The organism is Burkholderia sp. AW33-5 (genome assembly GCF_053427615.1).
Genome location: NZ_JBSAXA010000007.1, coordinates 233,374 through 253,241, shown reverse-complemented (window position 1 = coordinate 253,241; position 19,868 = coordinate 233,374). Strand labels below are relative to the sequence as shown.

Annotated in this window: 15 protein-coding genes and 1 pseudogene; 4 read left to right on the top strand and 12 right to left on the bottom strand. The window is 61.8% G+C overall.

Going from position 1 to position 19,868, the window contains the following annotated elements; translation table 11 throughout:
* The coding region (locus tag ACV22V_RS15145; RefSeq protein ID WP_448014417.1) for an ISAs1 family transposase at positions 1-236 on the top strand (236 nt) is incomplete at its 5' end.
* Positions 237-400: 164 nt separating this feature from the next.
* Positions 401-1,158, top strand: a pseudogene (locus ACV22V_RS15140) (IS5 family transposase).
* Positions 1,159-1,378: 220 nt separating this feature from the next.
* Here the strand turns inward: ACV22V_RS15140 and ACV22V_RS15135 are convergent.
* The 5 genes from ACV22V_RS15135 to ACV22V_RS15115 all read right to left on the bottom strand — a co-directional run bounded on the left by ACV22V_RS15135 (position 1,379) and on the right by ACV22V_RS15115 (position 9,506).
* Positions 1,379-3,550, bottom strand: a complete 2,172-nt coding sequence (locus ACV22V_RS15135) for a glycosyltransferase (RefSeq protein ID WP_448014416.1) — start codon at positions 3,548-3,550, stop codon at positions 1,379-1,381.
* 13 nt (positions 3,551-3,563) lie between these two features.
* Positions 3,564-5,618, bottom strand: a complete 2,055-nt coding sequence (locus tag ACV22V_RS15130; protein WP_448014415.1) for a methyltransferase — start codon at positions 5,616-5,618, stop codon at positions 3,564-3,566.
* A 12-nt stretch (positions 5,619-5,630) separates the two neighbouring features.
* Positions 5,631-7,853 carry a glycosyltransferase gene (locus ACV22V_RS15125; RefSeq protein WP_448014413.1) on the bottom strand — a complete coding sequence of 741 codons (2,223 nt, stop codon included), beginning with the start codon at positions 7,851-7,853 and terminating at the stop codon, positions 5,631-5,633.
* A gap of 180 nt (positions 7,854-8,033) precedes the next feature.
* On the bottom strand, positions 8,034-8,747 hold the full coding sequence (locus tag ACV22V_RS15120) for an ABC transporter ATP-binding protein (protein WP_065494192.1): 714 nt from the start codon (positions 8,745-8,747) through the stop codon (positions 8,034-8,036).
* Between the two features lie 3 nt (positions 8,748-8,750).
* On the bottom strand, positions 8,751-9,506 hold the full coding sequence (locus ACV22V_RS15115) for an ABC transporter permease (RefSeq protein WP_448014411.1): 756 nt from the start codon (positions 9,504-9,506) through the stop codon (positions 8,751-8,753).
* Between the two features lie 464 nt (positions 9,507-9,970).
* On the opposite strand from ACV22V_RS15115, the gene ACV22V_RS15110 reads away from it, so the two are divergent.
* Complete coding sequence (locus tag ACV22V_RS15110; protein ID WP_448014410.1) at positions 9,971-12,136, top strand: glycosyltransferase; 2,166 nt, start codon at positions 9,971-9,973, stop codon at positions 12,134-12,136.
* A 35-nt stretch (positions 12,137-12,171) separates the two neighbouring features.
* Here the strand turns inward: ACV22V_RS15110 and ACV22V_RS15105 are convergent, their stop codons facing one another.
* The 5 genes from ACV22V_RS15105 to rfbB are packed head-to-tail and all read right to left on the bottom strand — an operon-like array spanning position 12,172 to position 16,497.
* Positions 12,172-13,074: a glycosyltransferase family 2 protein gene (locus tag ACV22V_RS15105; protein ID WP_448014408.1), complete on the bottom strand. Its 903-nt coding sequence runs from the start codon at positions 13,072-13,074 to the stop codon at positions 12,172-12,174.
* Positions 13,068-13,973, bottom strand: coding sequence for a dTDP-4-dehydrorhamnose reductase (gene rfbD, locus ACV22V_RS15100; protein ID WP_448014429.1), 906 nt, complete (start codon positions 13,971-13,973; stop codon positions 13,068-13,070). Before rfbD ends, ACV22V_RS15105 begins: the two co-directional genes overlap by 7 nt.
* A 21-nt stretch (positions 13,974-13,994) precedes the next feature.
* Complete coding sequence (gene rfbC / locus ACV22V_RS15095) at positions 13,995-14,546, bottom strand: dTDP-4-dehydrorhamnose 3,5-epimerase (RefSeq protein ID WP_448014407.1); 552 nt, start codon at positions 14,544-14,546, stop codon at positions 13,995-13,997.
* Positions 14,531-15,424 carry a glucose-1-phosphate thymidylyltransferase RfbA gene (gene rfbA, locus ACV22V_RS15090; RefSeq protein ID WP_448014406.1) on the bottom strand — a complete coding sequence of 298 codons (894 nt, stop codon included), beginning with the start codon at positions 15,422-15,424 and terminating at the stop codon, positions 14,531-14,533. The genes rfbC and rfbA overlap by 16 nt, the downstream gene beginning before the upstream one ends.
* A gap of 11 nt (positions 15,425-15,435) precedes the next feature.
* Entirely contained in the window at positions 15,436-16,497 is a 1,062-nt protein-coding gene (gene rfbB, locus ACV22V_RS15085; protein ID WP_448014404.1) for a dTDP-glucose 4,6-dehydratase, read from the bottom strand.
* A gap of 341 nt (positions 16,498-16,838) precedes the next feature.
* Here rfbB and ACV22V_RS15080 point away from each other — a divergent pair, with 341 nt between their 5' ends.
* Complete coding sequence (locus ACV22V_RS15080; RefSeq protein ID WP_448014403.1) at positions 16,839-17,678, top strand: symmetrical bis(5'-nucleosyl)-tetraphosphatase; 840 nt, start codon at positions 16,839-16,841, stop codon at positions 17,676-17,678.
* Positions 17,679-17,711: 33 nt separating this feature from the next.
* Here the strand turns inward: ACV22V_RS15080 and ACV22V_RS15075 are convergent, their stop codons facing one another.
* Both ACV22V_RS15075 and ACV22V_RS15070 read right to left on the bottom strand, forming a co-directional pair.
* Entirely contained in the window at positions 17,712-18,569 is an 858-nt protein-coding gene (locus tag ACV22V_RS15075; RefSeq protein WP_448014402.1) for a lysophospholipid acyltransferase family protein, read from the bottom strand.
* Positions 18,570-18,588: 19 nt separating this feature from the next.
* Positions 18,589-19,866, bottom strand: a complete 1,278-nt coding sequence (locus tag ACV22V_RS15070) for a dihydroorotase (RefSeq protein WP_059530395.1) — start codon at positions 19,864-19,866, stop codon at positions 18,589-18,591.
* Positions 19,867-19,868: the final 2 nt, after the last annotated feature.

The following is a 19,868-nucleotide window of genomic DNA, read 5'->3' as shown; positions in this document are numbered from 1 at the left end:
GCGCCGTGCGCTCGCACTGGCGGATCGAGAACTCGATGCACTGGGTGCTCGACGTAGCGTTCGGTGAGGATCAATGCAGGGTGCGAGTCGAACATGCGGCGCAGAACTTTGCAATTCTGCGCCGCATCACAATGAACCTGCTGCGCAAGGACACGCAAACCAAGGCGGGCCTCAAAATCCGCCGGCTCAAGGCCGCCACCAGCGACAACTATCGCGCTCAACTCCTTGGCTGGTAAGCCCCTTCATGCGATTGCCCTGGCCCTGTAGATGACGATCGGTAGCATTGGCGGGGCACGCAACCTGTATCGGAACATCACGGCCATGGATCGAAATCTGCGGACGCCGACAATTCAAAGCCTGGGTCGCGTTCACACTATTGGTTTGAGGTTATGCTTCGGAGATGGAAATCTCTGAAGCCCAATTCAAACAGATCGAACATTGCCTGCCGCGCCAACGAGGCAATGTGAGTCTGTCGAACCTGCAAGTGCTCAATGCGATCCTTTACGTAGCCGAACAAGGCTGCAAGTGGCGCGGTTTGCCTTCGCGCTTCGGCCGTTGGCACACGATCTACACGCGCATGAACCGCTGGTCCCGCAGCGGTGTGCTGGACCGGGTGTTCACGGAGTTACAGCGCGCGTAGATTATCCGCGTCCGGATCGTAGCGGTATCGCTGGATAGCACAATCGTCAAAGTTCATCCTGATGGGACCGGCGCATTAAAAAAAACGGACCACGAGCCATCGGAAAATCTCGCGGAGGATGGACAACCAAGATTCATATGGTTGCCGCGGATGCTCGAACAGCCATAACGTTTGCTCTGTCGCCCGGCCAAGCTGGCGATGCTCCGCAAGGGCGTGCACTTCTCGAAAGTCTGGGGCCGCCGAACCGGCCGCTGTACCTCCTGATGGAGAAAGCATACGAGGGCAACGAAACCCGGCAACTCGCGCTCGACCTTGGCTTCATTCCCGTCGTGCCGCCGCTGCGTACACGTGTTGAGCCTTGGGAGTACGACCGCGAAATGTACAAGCGTCGCAACGAAGTCGAACGACTGTTCCGCCGCTTGAAAGGCTTTCGACGCATCTTCTCGCGCTTTGACAAGCTCGATGTGATGTTCATTGCCTTTATCAACTTCGCCTTGATCATTGAAGGTTTGCGATAGTGTGAACACGACCTCGCCCGGAAAACTGCGGGGGCGGGCGGGGCAATGGCGCAACTCCACGTTGACGGGTCAGAATTTGAACTTCCGGACCGAAAATACGCTCATGTCGCGCGTACGTCGCGATGATCTTGCCGTCGAACATCCCCCTCAAGCCCCGCGCCTCGCTCCCCGTATTCCGCGACGACCGACTTCTCACCCGGACGCTCGGCAAAGACGGCTACTAGGAACGCAGCCGTCTACGCGCACGCCATGCGGTTTGCATCGCAAGCCGCGCCAGTTTGATCGCCCACGGCGCCTTGATCCGGATGTACCCCACAATTTTCCGCGTCGCAAAAATGGCCCTGCTGTTCTGATAGAAGGCAAGTTCACCTCGCAACGCATGAAGTTCCTCCAGGGCGGCGGCCGCCACGTGTGCGTCCCGCCCTCCCTCCAGCACATACAGCGGGAGCTTCACCTCTCCGGCCTCGACCACCTTGCCCGTCAACAGCGCGTGGTACAGCACCCGGTGGCGCGCGACACGCTCCGGCGTGTGAAACATCGAATTCGCACGACGCCGATAGAAGAAATGTATGCCGGTCGTCGCAATGAAGCGCTTTCCGGCGGCGAGCGCCCGAGTATAGAGATCCCAATCCTCATACGCTTCGAGTTCTTCGCGATACTTCAACTCGCGCAAAACAGCCGTACGCGCCATGCAGGTCGCGGTCGAAAAGCGGTTTTCATACATGCCGAGCGCCCGCGCTTCGCCGTAGAACACCGCGTAATCGGCAAATGCGGCCTGTCTGCCAATCTGCCCTTCCTCCCGATCCAGGAAGAATCCGGTTTGCGGCACGACGAAATCGAATGCAGGATTGTATTGCAATGCATTGACCGCCATTTCGATAAACTGCGGCCCGATGAGATCGTCGGCGTCGAGCGTGAGGACGAACTCTCCGCGCACGTGCAGAAGCGCGACATTTCGGGTCGCCGCGAGCCCGAGATTCATCGGATTCCGAACGATGCGTATGCGGCCTCCCAACGTCTGAATGCGTTCAATCGTGAGGCAGCTCAGCGCGTCAGTCGAACAGTCATCAACGACAACGATTTCGACGTTCTCGTATGTCGACGCCAGGATCGAATCAAGCGTGCGCGGAAGATACTCGCCCAGATTGAAATGCGGTACGACTACCGATACGAGCGGGCGATTCGCGACCGGCTTCGGAGCAGGCCGTGCCTGCAGTACGTCCCACGGCGACGGATCAGAGGGTGTTTTCACGACTTCCCGTACGCCACCCGCATAGGCAACGGCAAGGGCGGCGGCAAGTCCTTCGGCGGTACCGTCAAACTTGCAACAATTGATGCCATCACGCCATGGCGAACTATCACCGAATGCGGGATTGCTGCCATTCAGCACGCAAATGGCTCCGGCGAGCGAAGCCTCGTACGCGGACAGACAGAATGACTCGAACTGCGAAGCCGTCACGCTGATCGACCGGGACAGCAGATGTGCGCGCTCGACCGGACTGGCATTTTCGAGAAAGACAAAGCGCCCCTTCAGATCCGGCGGAACCATCCGCTGCAGCCGCGCCATGGCATCCGGCGACGAATGTGCTGCAAATACGATGTTTCCGCGATATTCGGGATGGGCATGCAAGAATCCGCACGCACCGCGGAGAAAGAGATCCGGCCGCTTCAGATGCTGGATCTTCGACGGGAACACGATCGGCGTATCTGCGGAAGGCTTGATCGACTCTTCCGCAACACCACCAAAATCGAGCATCACGGGGGGCGCGTGGACATGCATGCGAGGCAGCCATTCTTCGTCGGAAAAGCCGAAGAAGGCCTTGATTGCGTGTCCGACTTCCGGAATCTGAGCGATGACGTGATCACAATCAGCCAGCGCCTTGCGCTCGAGATCGTAGGTCGCAAGCGCATGCTTGTCGACCAGCCGGCTATCGACGTCGGCAAGCAGGCTGTCCACCGTGTGCAAACGGACCGCGATGACACTGTCGTCGAATTCGCGGCCCAGTAGCCGTTCCTGCGTCGTCGCGAAACCGAGTCCACCCCAGTCGGGAAATTCAATGTAGTCCAGCGTACCGACTTCACTTGCGAGCTTGCGCAGCCCCTGGAGAGCACACACCGACCGCCAATGCCATTCGGTGTCCGTGAACGCCCATTCCGGCGGATAGCAAACGCCGCTCGCATCGACAAGCTCATAGTTTTGTTTCGATGCAACGACGAGCCTGATCTGCGGATATACCGACGCAAATCGATTCGAATCGAGATCGTCACCGACCCAAACAATGGCCGTGCGCGCCACCTGAGCGGGATCGAGCGACGACAACATGTTGGCGATGGCGCGACCAATGCCCCCGTGCGTAAACGGGAACAGCTCGGTGGTTACGAAAACTCTCATTGGTCCCTCGTCCTCAAATTGCCAGGAATTCGGCATAGCGTTGCGCCGACAGCTCGTGAAGCTGGCGCTTGTAGTCATCCATCATGCCGATGAGCTCGCTTTCGCTCGCGTCGAGGACCTGCCCGATACAGTGCGCGACATCTTCGACACTCATCGGATTGTCGACGGCAGTGAGACGCACGTACGGATGGTTTTCAAGACCATCGAGAAACAGCGGCCCACGGATACAGGGCGTGCCCATCGACATGGCCTCGAGGTCGACCATCGGATGGCAATCGATTGTCGTCACGTTCAATACGATATCCATCGTCGCCATCAGTTCGAGCATGCTCGCGTGATCGCGATACCCCACCTTCTTCACTTTCGTGGAGATCCACTTCGGCAATTCAAAGTCCTTGGCAACCACATAGATCGACTCTACCGAGTTCACGGTTTGCGCAGCGAGCACGTTCGTTGCCAGGTTCTTCCGCAAATCATTCCACGACGGCGCGAGCGCGCTGTAGCGCCCGGAACGCGGCGGCCGCCGCTTCACCAGTCCGTTGTCAACCCTGGGCGGCATGTTGACCAATTGCGGCGCGAAATTGCGCTCACCGACGATCGGTCCAAGGCCGCGCCGAATCGCGCTGAAGCGCTTGACGCGACCTTCGCGCGCCATGCGAATCGCCATCTGTGCGTAACGCCGCTCGTCCTCCCACACCCATTGCGTCGTCGTGCCGTGCCAGACGAGGTACTGCTCGCCGAATCCGTTGTCTGCGAGCGCGCGCGTCAATGCGTACATGGAATCGGAAATGCCGTGCAGGACGATCTTCTCGATCGCGTGATCGTGCAGTCGTTGCATGATCACTTCGATCTCGTGCACCGGGATCCCCGTCGATGACGGAATCGCAAGCTTGTAACCGGGTAGCGCACCGACAGCCGAACGGATACCCATCCAGTCGCTATGGAAGATATGGCATACACGGTCAAATCGCGTGTCCGCGTTTGCGTATATCGTATCGCGCGGTGCCTGCCATTCCGCAACCTGCACGTCGGGGAATGCGTTCGCGAAATTGTTCTGCGGGTCGTCGCTCGTCGCAACCGGCACCACATGAATCGGCGCGATTTCGCGATGTGCATCGGTTATGACACGATGCAGACGTTTGCGCAGGTCCTGCACTTCTCGCAGATCGGCGCACTCCTTGCGCAATCGTTCGATCTCGATCTGCTGGCGTTCCAATGCGCGTTCCTGCCTGTCGATGAGCCGCTGCTGGTTTTCGGCCGTTTCGGCAAAATCGTGAAGTTGCCCCTCGAGCGCCGCAACATCGCTCTGCTCCAACTCGGCTGCAAGCCCTTGAAGAGCGATCTTCAGTCTGGGCAGGCTCGTTCTCATTCGCTCGCACTCGTCGAGAGGCCGAGCTTGGCCATCAGATTTCTCGATCGAAACCAGCCGGCCATTCGTGCCAGCTGGCTCGATCTTGTAAGCGTCGTGACTTGGAATGACGTCGTGAAAAACGTGAACGTTGCTGTCGGCGGCCAGATCACCGACGTAATCATGCACCCAGCAGCCGCCATGCCAATTGTTCTCGCGAAGATCAAACGGCACGAGTTGATTCTCGATCAGCAACAGGTAACCTTCTACTTGCAGCAGGCCCTTCATCTCCACGAGCAGACGGGCGGCATCCTCACGCGTGTTGTGAATCAACACCGACACCGTGAAGACGACGTCGAACGTGGTTCCTGCAAACGCTTCGGTCACGCTTGGCCCCACACGGATGCGACTGCCTGCATCCGTCAACGTCGCTGGCGGCTCGTCGAGCAACTGCCGGATCATCGTTTCAGAAAAATCGTAGCCATGGTAGTCGACGAACGGGTGCGCCGAAAGAACGCGTGTCATGCGCCCGAAACCGCAGCCGAAGTCGAGCACACGCACCGGTCGACCGAGTTGTTCGCTACGATCGCGCAGGTGCTCGGTTAGCCAGGCCTCCTGCGCTCGGTACGCGGCGCGCCCTTGCTCCGCGCGCCAGTTCTGCTGACGCTCGTAATCCGCGCCTGACTGATGCAGCCAATAGTTCTGATTTGCCTTTTCCATTGATGACCTCACCTACCTGTCGGCGCGTACGCCAATGATCTGCTCACGCCTTGCTCTTCTGGAAGGCATCATCCAGTACGCCACCCGTTTCAACCCTGCTCGCATCCAGCGCGGAAGCCGATTCAGACGAGCCTGCAACGCCAGCGTTGCCGCCACGGCAGAGCTTCCTTCGTACGCCGCGAGCTTCGCGCGCATTGCTTCGACGGACTCTCCGTGCACCGTGCCGCTAATCCCTTCAAGTACATACATCGGCAGCGCCATGCTTCCAAATGTGACGCGTTTCTTGCGCAGAATGTCGTGGTAATACATTCCGATCCGGCGTATCGCTGCGTCGGAATGTATCATCGACTGTGCACGCCGACGGTAATAAAAATGAACAGCGTTCGTGACAACGAAACGACGGCGCGCCATCACTGCCCGCATGTACAAATCCCAATCTTCGTAGGCGCTCAGTGATTCGTCATATCCTAGCGACCGCAGCGCTTCGGCGCGGCCCATCACGGTCGCCGTCGAGAAGCGGTTCTGGCAAAATCCGGACGATCTCGCCTCGCCCACGAAGGTGATGCATTGGGTCCACACGTCCGCCGCCGGGTCCGCGTCGTGCCGATCGTCGAAATAGGCCGTTTGCGGCACGACGAATGACACGCCGGGATTAAGCGTCAGGGCATCCACGCCGATCGACACAAACTGCCTGTCAATCAAGTCATCAGCATCAAGCGTCAACACAAACTCCCCGCGTGCGTGTGAAAGCGCCAGATTCCGCGTGGCGGCCAGTCCGCGATTTTGCGGCGACCAGACAACCCTTACCCGATCGTCGTTTCTGGCTTGCAACCGCAAGAGCGTGTCACGGCTTTCGGGATCGGTCGACGCATCGTCAACGACAATCAGCTCGATATTCGGATACGTCGAGCCGAGCACGCTATCGACTGTCTCTTCGACGTAGCCGCCAAGGTTATGGTGCGGAATCAGAACGCTGACGAGGGCAGCGCCCGATACCCGCTCGGACAGGCGGGTGCGCTTCGCCAATGTCCAGGGTCTCGGCCCCGCTGGAACGACAACAGGGTACAGCGCTCGCGGCGCGGCAAACACCATGGACAACGCGCGAGCCAAGCCGGCTGGCGATCCGTCGAACTTCGCGCAGTTGATGCCGTCCTGCCACGGCGAATCATTCCCGAATGCTGGATTCAAGTCCGCCAGTACGCACAACGCGCCGGACAACGACGCTTCATATGCCGCGAGACAGAATGACTCGAATGTTCCCGGAAACACGCATACCGACTCGCTGATGATGCGATGACGTTCGGCCGCGTCGGCATCGGTCGCAAAGTGGAATCGATCGAGCAAATCGTCCGGGATAAGGCGGCGCACTTCTGCCAGATAGTCCACATCCGTCGCCATCGCGATCAGACGAATCTGCCCGCAATAACGCGGATTGAGCCGGAGAAAATCGCAGCATCCGCGCACAAAAACATCAGGACGTTTGATGCGTTGTATCTTCGACGAGAAGACAATCGGCGTATCCCACGTCACCATGATCGAAGCCTGCACCGGCGTGCCGTGATCCAGCACGACGGGCGGCGCATCGATATGTAATCGTGGCAACCATTCCGCATCGTCGAAATCGAAGATCTGCTGCATGGCGGCCGCCGTTCCCGACACCTGACCGATGATCAGATCGCAATCAGCCAGTGCCTTGCGCTCCAGGTCCAGCAGGGAAAGCGCAGCCCGGTCGACGGTGCGCGCCTCCATCGAGTTCAGCACGCTGTCCGACGTGTGCAGACGCACGGCGATCGTTGCATGCTGAAAGGCAAGACCCAGTTGCTTTTCCTGCACTGTCGCGAACGCGGCCGCGCCCCAGTCCGGGAACTCGATGTAGTCCAGCGGGCCATGTTCGCGTTCGAGCCGCCTGAGCGCTTGCATTGCCCTCACGGAGACGGCGTGCATCGGGTGAGTCGTGTAAAGATCCGGATGAACGTAGCGAAAACCGGTATCGCTGTCTCGTTCGACATACGTTCGCGGCGTCGCATCAACAAACAGCACACCTGGAAAGCGTGCGTTGAATCGAACCTCGTCGAACGACTCGCCCGTGAAGACTACGACGACCGCCGGTTTGTCTTGGCAATCGCCGGCGCCGGACAACTCCGGCAAGTCGAGCAGATTGGCAATGACGCGACCGATTCCACCATGCGTAAATGGAAACAGCTCACTTGTAACGAAGACCTTTAGCTGCGACATGTGCTCCCCGCGCGCGCGGGTCTCCGCGCGACTGCCGAAAATCGCGCGAACCCTGCCACGCCGTCCCGACTGGCAGTAGAACGACCGCAAGCGACCGCGCGCGACGTTGCGCCGCATACATCGCGTTGCTGAAATGCAATGGCGACGTGAACCAGACTCACAGGATGCATGCCGGTGAACTCAAACCCGCCGTACTTCCTTGACGGCTCCGGCCTCCATCTCGACGATCACATTGCAAAGATCGTCGATGATGTTCCAGTTGTGCGACGCAAGTACAAGAATGTCCGCCTTGCCGACGAAATCCATCATGTGCTTCTCCGCCTTCTTCACGAAATCGGCGTCACCTACACTGAGCCACTCGTCCATCAACAGCACATCGGCATGCACGCTCGTCACGATCGCGAACGCCAATCGCAGCACCATACCGCTTGAGTAAGTCCGCACCGGCATGTTGAGGTAATCGCCCAGTTCCGAGAATTCGGCAATCTGCGGCGTGAGCCGTTGCATTTCGGCTTTGGATGAACCAAGAATCAGCCCGCGCAGCACGATGTTCTCGTACCCGGTCGCCTCGTAGTCCAGCCCGAGCGTCAGGTCAAGCAGACTGGTGACGCGCCCCTGGCTACGGAATACGCCCGAAGTCGGCTCGTAAATGCCCGCAAGCAGACGCAATAGCGTCGTCTTGCCTGCACCGTTATGGCCGATCAGGCCAACGCGGTCACCAGCACGAATGTCAAGAGACACACCGCGCAATGCTTCCACTACCGTCAACTTGTGACTATCCGATGCAATCCGTCCGCCGGTCACGGACGACAGCATCATTTGCTTCAGCGAGCGGTTGCTTGCGCCATACACCGGCAAGTTGAGGCTGCAATTGTCGAGATTAAGAAATGCCATGACTCAGATCCAGAACGCGATACGGGAACGAAAACGGATGAACAGCGGAATCGCAAGCACGAACAGGATCACCGTCGTGATGCCGGCGCCCACGTAAACGGATGCGTCCGGCATCGTCCCGTACAACGGTCCGCGCACGAGTTCGAGAAACATGTAAAGCGGGTTGTAGTGCGCAACGTATGCACGATGACCAAGCGCACTGGGCTTCCAGAAAATCGGCGTCAGAAAGAACGCGAGCTGGACAACGCTGCCGACGATGGGCTGCATGTCGCGGAAGCGCGCGCAGAAAATGCCGAGCAGGATCGATAGCGGCACGGCAGCGATCACGATAACCAGCAGGCCGGGAATGACCATCAGCCACTGCAGCGTCGGCACGATCTTCACGTACAGCATCACCGGCACGAACGCGAGGATGTTGTGCGCGAAGAACAGCACGTTCCGGTAGACTGAGCGGAATATATGCAGCGAGAGCGGAAGCCGTACCGAACGCACGATGCTGTCCGATCCGATGAACGCATTGCACGCGTCGAGGATCAGCGTCGAGATCAGCCCCCACGTGATGATGCCAAGCGCGAGATAAGGAACGAACTCTTCCGTCTTGATGTTGAGCAACGCGCCGTAGAGCGGCCCCATGCCGGCGATCGTGACAACCATCGTGAGCGTGATCCAGAACGGCCCCAGCACCGAACGCCGATAGCGCTGGCGAATATCCTGCCACGCGAGTGTCGTCCAGATCGGGTACGCCTTGATCCCGTCCACCACGTCTCGCACCGCAAGCGTCGCCCTGCTTTCGCCGCCTCGTACTGCAGATAACTGTTGCATGTTTCGTGTGACCCTTTAATCTCAAAAAAATTACAATCCACTCACGCTGGCGTGCGTGTATCCCGTCGCATCACCGGCATCACCGTTTCTCATCGCACGCCACGAAAGCAGACTGCATCGCAGGTTGCCGCCCCCATGTCGGGGCGGCGCCCATGCCCTCCCGGTTTCGAGGCCGTATTGTAATGGCCCCCACCTCGAAGTACCATCCCGCGCCGCTCATCGCGCCACATATACCACTGAATTCATTCGCTTTTTCTCGTTTCCCGACAACGTCCGGCTCCCTGTCGCTCGCGCCGCCCGGCACGGCGCAGGCACATGCCTCCGCTATAATCGATCGCCTCATACAGTGACCGCATGTCTGCACGGTCGCAGTCCGTACTACCCGTCGAATTCTCACGATCATGCAAACTCCCAGCGATTCGCCCAACGCCGACCGAGAGACGGCATCCCCAGGCCCGGTCACCATGGGAGGCCAGCATGCCGATGCGCGCGTCGCCGAGCTCGAAGCGACCGTTGCCGATCTGCAGCGAAAGCTCGCCGCCGCGGAAACGCGCGCTCAATCGAGCGCGAACAAGCAATCCATCATCGAACAGCTCTCGGCAGACCTCGCCGCCGTTCACGCGTCGGCATCGTGGCGCATCACCGCACCGTTTCGCGCCAGTGTCGATGCCACGCGTCGCGCCCGACACTCGGCCCGCTCCGTCGCTGCCCATCTGCGCGCGCGCGGGGGCCTCGTCACAGCACTGCGCCACTATTTCGCGATCTGGCGCAAAGAGGGCATCCAGGGTGTTCGCCGTCGCGCCACGCGGATTCTCGCGCGCGATACGTTCGAGGACAGCCCCGAAACCTACGCCCGCTGGATCGCGCAATACGACACCATCGACGAAGGCAAACGCATCGCTCTCCGGACAGCCGTCGCGGGATTTGCGCGCCGTCCGCTGATCTCGATCGTCGTGCCAACCTACAACAGCGACGTCGCGCTGCTGCGCGAGATGATCGAGTCGGTGCGTGCGCAGATCTATCCGCAATGGGAGCTCTGCGTCGCCGATGATGCGTCCACGATCGAGGCGGTACGCGCCACGCTTGCCGATTACGCATCGCGCGACGCCCGCATCAAGGTCGTGCTGCGCGATCGGAACGGTCATATCGCCGAAGCCAGCAACAGTGCGCTAGCCTGTGCATCCGGAGAGTACGTTGCGCTGCTCGATCACGACGACATCCTCCCGGAACACGCGCTCTACATGGTGGTCAAGGCAATCAACGAGCATCCTGGCGCTCGCCTCTTTTACAGTGACGAAGACAAGTTGACGCCGGACGGTCAGCGCATTGCCCCGTATTTCAAGAGCGACTGGAATCCGGAGCTGTTCCTCACACAAAACCTGTTCTCCCATCTCGGTGTCTACGAAACGGCGCTCATTCGCGAGGTCGGTGGTTTCCGGAAGGGCTTCGAAGGAAGCCAGGATCACGACCTGGCTATGCGCTGCATCGAGAAGGCCGGACACGATGCGGTTCACCACATACCTCACATCCTCTACCACTGGCGCGTCGTTCCCGGCAGTACGGCGGCCTCCGGCGCGGAAAAGCCGTACGCGCTGACCGCTGGCATTCGCGCCGTTGAAGGACACTTGCAGCGCATCGGCGTCGAGGCGACCGTCTCGCAAGCCGCCAGCGACATCGGCCTTATTTGCGTGCGCTACTCAATACCGGTACCGGCGCCGCTCGTCTCGATCGTGATTCCCACGCGCGACGGCGTCGAACTGCTTCGACAATGCGTCGAGAGCATCTTCGACCGCAGCACGTACCCGAACTTCGAAATCGTCATCGTCGACAACGGCAGCGTGAAGCCCGAAACGCTCGCGTACTTCGATTCGCTGCATATGCGCCCGAACGTCCGCGTGCTGCGCGACGACCGTCCATTCAACTTCTCGGCGCTCAACAACGCCGCGGTCAGCCAGTCGAAAGGCGAATACGTCTGCCTGCTCAACAACGACATCGAGGTCATCACGCCCGACTGGCTCGAGGAGATGGTGTCCCTCGCCGCACAACCCGGCAACGGCGCCATCGGCGCTTGCCTCTGGTACCCGAACGACACGCTCCAGCATGGCGGCGTGATGCTGGGCCTCGGCGGCGTGGCGGGGCATATCCACGCCCGGCTGCCACGCGGCGCATTCGGCTACTTCGGCAGAGCCGTGTCCACGCAGAATCTATCCGTCGTCACCGCTGCCTGCCTGCTGATTCGCCGGTCGATCTACGATGAAGTGCAAGGACTCGATGAGGAGCTCGCTGTCGCCTTCAATGACGTCGATTTCTGCATTCGCGTGCGCAATGCCGGCTATCGCAATGTCTGGACGCCGCACGCCGAGCTGTACCACCACGAATCCGCGACGCGTGGCTCAGATCTTTCGCCGGAGAAGGCGCAACGTTTCCGGCGAGAACTCCTCTTCATGGAACAACGCTGGGGTGCGGCACTCCTCAACGATCCTGCCTACAACCCCAACCTAACGCTCGACGCATCGAAGCATGCCTTTGCACTTGCCGACGAGCCGCGCATCGGGCAATTCGATTGACGCGCGCCCGCGTCGTTCGGCATTCTCACAATTCGTTACAGCATCCCCATCCGGCCGGCCAACCCGTGCCGGATGCCACGCAGTGCCATCGTCAGATGCGCGCGCGCGTCCGGCGCATACAACGCGTAGATGACCAGCCGCACGGGAAGCTTGATCAGCTCCGTCGACTTCCACGTCAACGGGACATAGCTCCGCTTCAACAACGCCACGGCGTTGCGAAACAGATAGTAGTGACGCACCGGGCTGTGCATCGGATAACTGCGACCCAATGCACGAATCGGCTCTTCGCCCAATTCGTGCTGCATTTTCAGCCACGGTATGCCGATTACGCGGTAACCGCGTGAGCGCGCGCGGATGCACCACTCGGTGTCGACGAAATCGATGAACAACGAATCGTCCATGCGCCCCACGTCGCTCCAGCATCCGAGATTCACGCACGAGCCGGACGTGATCAGGAAGTCCACGTCGATTGGCACATCGCCCAGCGGCGCGATTCGCTTCAGGCGGAAATAGCCGAATCGCACGAACGGCGCAACGCCCCGTAGCCGCGCATCTTCATAGGCCGGCCCGACCACGGCAACCGCCTCGCGCCGCGCGACACATTCGCTCATCACCCGTACCAGCTCGCGCACCAGCTCTTCGGTTGGCTCGCTATCCTGATCAAACAGCAGAGCGTACTTGCGGCCCTCCGCCATCAGACGCTCCAGCCCCTGATTCAGCGCAGTCGCAATGCCGACGTTGCGCATATTCGCCAGATAGCCGATGCGCGCATCGAGCGCACGCTCGACCTCAGGCGAATGCGCGTCCGCCGGCGTGTTGTCGACGACGATGCAGCGACACAGACTCGCGATTCGGTTGGCGCGCTCGATGCATGCGCGGTCTGGATTGTAAAAAATGACGACTGCGCCGACTTCGTCGCGGCCGATACCGCTCAACATGCGCCACCGAGACACAGATCGAGCGCATCACGCCAGTCCGGTGGCGTGATGCCGAACACCTCGGTCAACTTAGAAGTATCCAGTCGCGAGTTCGCCGGACGCTTCGCCGGCAATGGATACTCGGCAGCCGGGATGGGCACGACACGCGGCGCCGATGCCAGATCCGAACGCTGGAAGATCGCTTCCGCGAATCCAGCCCACGATGTGCTGCCGGTGGCCGTCAGGTGGTACACACCGCTTCGCAGCTCCGCCCATTCGTGCAACTCGCCCAATGCGCCGACACCCTGCGCCAATACGTGCGCGGTCAACGTCGCAACGGTTGCCGACCAGGTGGGCGCGCCGACCTGGTCGGCAACCACACGCAGCTCGGGCCGCTGCTCGGCAAGACGCAGCATCGTCAGCAGAAAGTTCTTGCCTCGCCGCCCGTACACCCAGCTCGTGCGAAAAATGAAGTGCGCGCAATCCGCGGCCGCGATCGCCTGCTCACCTTCGAGCTTGGTCGTGCCGTAGACGCTCTGGGGTCCGGTCGCATCGCCCTCGACATATGATCCGGCCTTGTTACCGTCAAACACGTAGTCGGTCGAGTAATGAACGAACACTGAACCCAGACGCTTCGCCTCTTCGGCCAGGACGCCCGGCGCTTCAGTATTGATCTGCCGCGCCGTCACAGAGTCCGTTTCCGCCTGGTCGACCGCAGTATATGCGGCCGGGTTGACGATGATCGACGGACGCGCTTCGCGCACGAGCGTCCGGATCGCATCGGGACGCCGTAGATCGAGTGCAGCACGATCAATCGCGATCACGCGCCCGAGCCCCTGCAACGTGCGCAGCAACTCGAACCCGACTTGGCCGTTGACTCCCGTGACGAGAATCGTGCGATTACCGTTTGCGGCAACCATCATTCGCCTCTCAGTATCGTGTCACGCATACACGTCGGCATCGACAAGGCGCTTGCCCGCCGCATCCTTCGCCGCCAGCACCAGCTCGCCCTCGATCGGCCATGCGATTCCGATGTCCGGATCGTCCCAGACGATGCTGCGCTCATGCTCGGGAAACCAGTAGTCGGTCGTCTTGTAGAGAAATTGCGCCGACTCGGACAGCACCAGGAAGCCGTGCGCGAACCCGGGGGGGATCCAGAGTTGCCGGTGATTATCGGCAGACAGATTCACGCCGATCCATCGGCCGAAATTCGGCGAGCTGCGTCGCAAGTCAACCGCAACATCAAACACGTCGCCCTCGACCACGCGGACCAGCTTGCCCTGCGCATGCTGAACCTGATAATGCAGGCCGCGTAGCACGCCCTTCGCCGAGCGCGAATGATTGTCCTGCACGAACGCGATACCGGGTGCGACAAATTCGGCAAACTCACGCGCGTTGAAACTCTCGTAGAAGTAACCGCGCGCGTCGCCGAACACCTTCGGCTCGATAATCTTGACTTCCGGCAATGCCGTTGCCGTTACCTGGATGGCCATGCGACTTGGTCTGAAAGAATGTTCTGGAGATACCGCCCGTAGCTGTTTTTCGATAATGGCGCAGCGAGCTTACACAGTTGATCGGCGTCGATCCACTTTCTGCGGAATGCAATCTCTTCCGGGCAAGCGACGACGAGCCCCTGCCGCTTTTGCAGCGTCGCGATGAACAGCGCTGCATCGATCAGCGAGTCGTGCGTGCCGGTATCGAGCCACGCATAACCTCGCCCCATGATCTCGACGTCGAGTGCGCCGTCTGCCAGATAGCGCTTGTTCACGTCGGTAATCTCTAGCTCGCCGCGATCGGACGGCTTGATGTCGGCGGCGATATCGCACACCCGGTTGTCGTAGAAATACAGGCCCGTCACCGCGTAGTTCGAGCGCGGTTTGGTCGGCTTTTCTTCGATAGACAGCGCGCGGAAATCCCGGTCAAATTCCACAACACCATAGCGCTCGGGATCGTGCACGTGATACGCGAATACCGTTGCGCCCGCCTCTTGCTCGTTTGCTCGCTCGAGCTGCTTCGCGAGATCGTGGCCGTAGAAGATGTTGTCGCCGAGGATCAGCGCCGACGGATCGTTGCCGACGAATTCCTTGCCGATGATAAATGCCTGCGCCAGGCCATCGGGCGACGGCTGCACCGCGTACTGGATATTCATCCCCCACTGGCTGCCGTCGCCGAGCATCGACTCGAAGCGCGGCGTGTCCTGCGGCGTCGAGATGATCAGCACATCGCGAATGCCGGCGACCATCAGCGTCGACAGCGGATAGTAGATCATCGGCTTGTCGTACACCGGCAGCAGCTGCTTCGACACGACGTGCGTGATCGGGTACAGTCGCGTGCCCGAACCGCCCGCGAGAATGATGCCTTTGCGTGCCATCGAGGGTCTCCTCAAGCGCGTTTCGCGTAGTTGATCTCGACCCACTTGCGGTACTCGCCCGACGCGACTTCGTCGGCCCACACCTGGTTGTCAAGATACCAGTCGACGGTCTTCGCGAGGCCCGTCTCGAACGTTTCCGCCGGCTTCCAGCCAAGCTCGCGCTCGAGCTTGCGTGCATCGATCGCGTAACGGCGATCGTGGCCCGGGCGATCCGTCACGTAAGTGATCTGGTCGCGATACGAACCGGCCGCCTTCGGGCGTGCCTTGTCGAGCAGGTCGCACAGCGTATGCACGACCTCGACGTTCTTCTTCTCGTTCCAGCCGCCGACGTTGTACGTCTCGCCCGGCACACCGCGCGCCAGCACCTCGCGGATCGCACTGCAGTGGTCGCCGACATACAGCCAGTCCCGCACATTCTGGCCGTCGCCGTACACGGGCAGCGGCTTGCCGGCGAGCGCATTCGCGATCATCAGCGGGATCAGCTTCTCGGGGAACTGGTACGGGCCGTAGTTGTTCGAACAGTTCGTCGTCAGCGTCGGCAGGCCGTACGTGTGGTGGTAAGCGCGCACCAGATGATCCGAGCCGGCCTTGGTCGCGGAATACGGGCTGTTCGGCGCATACGGCGTCGTCTCGGAGAATTGCGGGTCGGTCGCGGACAGCGAGCCGAACACTTCGTCGGTCGATACGTGCAGGAAGCGGAACGCCGCCTTGTCAGCGTCGTTCAGACCGTTCCAGTATTGGCGGGCGGCTTCCAGCAGCGTGAACGTGCCAACGACGTTGGTCTGTACGAAATCGGCCGGGCCGTGGATCGAGCGGTCGACGTGGCTCTCAGCGGCGAAGTGCAGCACGGCGCGCGGCTTGTGCTCGGCGAACAGTGCGTCGAGCGCGGTACGATCGCAGATGTCGACGCGTGCGAACACATGTTTCGGATTGCCGTCCAGTGACTGCAGCGTACGGAGGTTGCCGGCATAGGTCAGTTTGTCGACATTGAGCACGGCCTCGTCGGAATCACGCAGCCAGTCGAGTACAAAGTTGGCACCGATAAAGCCCGCGCCGCCCGTAACCAGAATCATGAGACTCCCTCAGTAGTAATGCGCGGCGGACGCCTCCAGGCGGTCGCCGCGTCAAAATTCGAAGCACTTGGCGATGGTCGCCACATCAGACCGGGAATTTTAACCGGTCAACATGTCCGCCAGAGTCATGAAATGCTAATTTTGTTCGGGAAAACGACGATTATAGGGAGCCGCACGGCGCAAAAGCCATGCTGCTAACAACTTGATACAGCGCTCCGCACTCTTGCCGGCAACGGAATCTCCTACCAAATCAAGCGCATTTCCGAGAACATCGTCCAAAAAATCACGCTGAATTCCGATTACTTTTCTTTTTTCCGGGATACCCGCAGGATCCGCCTCTCATGACCCGCACCCCCATCGCCATCGGCGACATCCAAGGCTGTCATTCAGCTTTCCAGTCGCTCTCCGAAAAGCTTTCAGCCCCCGCCGACACCCCGCTCTGGATCGCCGGCGACATCGTCAACCGCGGGCCCGACTCCCTCGCCGCGCTGCGCGCGCTGGTCGACCTCGGCCCGCGCGCGACCGTCGTGCTCGGCAACCACGACCTCCATCTGCTCGCGGTGTCAGCCGGCATCCGCACCGAACGCCCGGGCGACACGATTGGCGAAATCCTCGACGCGCCCGACGCCGACGCACTGCTCGACTGGGTGCGCCACCGCCCGTTCGCCCATTTCGAAAACGACATGCTGCTCGTCCACGCAGGCGTGTTGCCGCAATGGGACGCCACGCTCGCACTGGAACTCGCGGACGAGCTGCAACGCGCGCTGCGCGCACCCGACTGGCGCGACACCCTGCAAGGCCTGTACGGCAACGAGCCGAACCAATGGAGTCCGAACCTCAAAAAACGCGACCGGATGCGCGTCGCATTCAACGCGTTCACGCGCCTGCGGTTCTGCACGCCCGACGGCGCGATGGAGTTCAAGGCGAACGGCGGCCCGGACACCGCCCCGCCCGGCTACCTGCCGTGGTTCGACGTACCGGCGCGCCGCACCGAAAACGTGACGGTCGTGTTCGGCCACTGGGCCGCGCTCGGCCTGATGCTGCGCGACAACGTCGTCGCGCTCGATTCGGGGTGCGTATGGGGAAATCAATTGTCGGCCGTACGACTGACGGCCGACCCGGCGCAGCGCACGGTCACGCAGGTGCAGTGCGAAGCGTGCCGCACGCCGGGCGGCGAGTAGCCCGTACGCGAGACGCGCGGGCGGAATGAAGCATCAACCCTCGCGCCCCGGCACCGGCTCCTCGGCCGCCGCATCGCCTGCCGCACCGCCGCCGACTTCGATTGCCGGATACGCGTGCCGCTCGAGCTCCGCCAGCGACTCGGGCGACGGCTTGCCGACCTTCGCCTGCATCGCTTCGAGCGCAGCCGCGATCGCGTCGCGCGCCGCCGCCGAAGTCGTGCGGCGGTCACCGCACGGCGCGATCGGCTCGCACACGTACAGGTGCGCAACCAGCGGGCCGCCGCGCAGCACCATGTCGAGCGACATTCCGAGCGACAGCTCGCCCGTATACGCCGGCGCGACCGACTGCCGCCGCTGCGCGTCCTCGTACATCAGGCAGATCGGCTGCACCGAGCAGCCGGCCGATACCGACGCCTGGAACAGGTTCGCATGGAACGGCAGCAGCGACTGCCCGTCCGACGTCGTGCCTTCCGGAAACACGCACATCAGCCCGCCGTTGCGCAGGCGCTCGGCCATCTCGTGCATGATCCGCATCGCCTCGGTACGCTTCTCGCGCTGCAGGAACACGGTGTCGAGCTTCTCGGCGAGCCAGCCGACGACCGGCCACTGCCGCACCTCGGCCTTCGACACGAACGGCGTCGGCCGCCACGCGTTGATCGCGTAGATGTCAAGCCACGACACGTGATTGCCGACCACGAGCGCGCTCGCGTCGAGCCGCGCGCCGTCGTTGTGGACGACGAGGCGCATCCCGCAGATCCGCAGCATCTTGAGCGACCAGCGGCGCGTCATCTCGGCGCGGCGCGCGGGCGTGACATGCGAAAAGCGCAGCGCGACGATCGCCATGCCGCGCAACAGGTGAAAGACGAGACGCAGCTTGCGAAGAGCGGTCATGGCGAGGATCCGGCGTGGTTCAGTGGCGCTCGAACGCGACCTGCCCCGCCACGAGCGTCGTGCGCACGCAGGCCGGCAGTTCGTAGCCGAGGAACGGCGAGTTGTGACCCTGACTCTTCAGCGCGCGGGGCTCGACGCGCCAGTGCGCGCGCGGGTCGAACACGCACAGGTCGGCCGCACTGCCTTCGGCCAGACGGCCTGCCGGCAACTGCAGCACGTCGGCCGGCGCCGCCGTGATGCGACGCAGCGCCTGCGCGAGCGGCGTGTTCGTTTCATCGGCCCACTTCACCGTGAGCGACAGCAGCAGTTCGAGCCCCGTCGCGCCCGGCGTCGCTTCGGCGAACGGCAGCAGCTTCTCGTCGTCGTCGACCGGCGTGTGATCGGAACAGATCGCGTCGATCGTACCGTCGGCGAGCGCCGCGCGGATCGCTTCGCGATCGCGCTCGCCGCGCAGCGGCGGGTCGAGCCGGAATTGCGAATCGAAGTAGCCGATGTCGACGTCGATCAGGTGCAGGTGGTTCACGCCGACGTCGCACGTCACGGGCAGCCCCTCGGCCTTCGCCGCACGCACGAGCGCGAGGCCTGCCGCCGACGACAGGCGCGCGAGGTGCACGCGCGCGCCCGTCACGCGCATCAGTTCGAAGATCGTGTGCAGCGCGATCGTCTCGGCCGCGACCGGCACGCCGGACAGCCCGAGCCGCGATGCGAGCGCGCCGCTCGCGGCGACACCGCCACGGCCGATGAACGCGTCGAGCGGACGCAGCCACGTCGTGTAGCCGTAGGTGCTCGCGTACTGCAGCGCACGCAGCAGCACCTGCGTGTCGCGCACCGGCACGTTCGCGTGCGTGAAGCCGACGCAGCCCGACTCGGTCAGCGCGACCATCTCGGTGATCACTTCGCCCTTGAGGCCGACGGTGAGCGCGCCGAGCGGATGGACGTTCGCCTGGTGGAGGTTGCGGGCGCGGAACTTGAGCATCTCGACGAGGCCCGGCTCGTCGAGCACGGGGTCGGTGTCCGGCGGGCACACGAGGGTCGTGACGCCGCCGGCGACGGCCGCGGCCATCTCGGACGCGAGCGTCGCCTTGTGCTCGTAGCCCGGCTCGCGCAGCCGCGCGCACAGGTCGACGAGACCGGGGGCGACGATCAGGCCCGCCGCGTCGATCGTCTTCTCCGCGTTGAAACCGGCCGGCGCCGTGCCGAGCGCGGCGATCTTGCCGTCCGCGACGAATACGTCGGCCTGCCGTTCGGTGCCGGCGACCGGGTCGATCAGCGTGCCGCCTTGGATATGAATCTTCATGC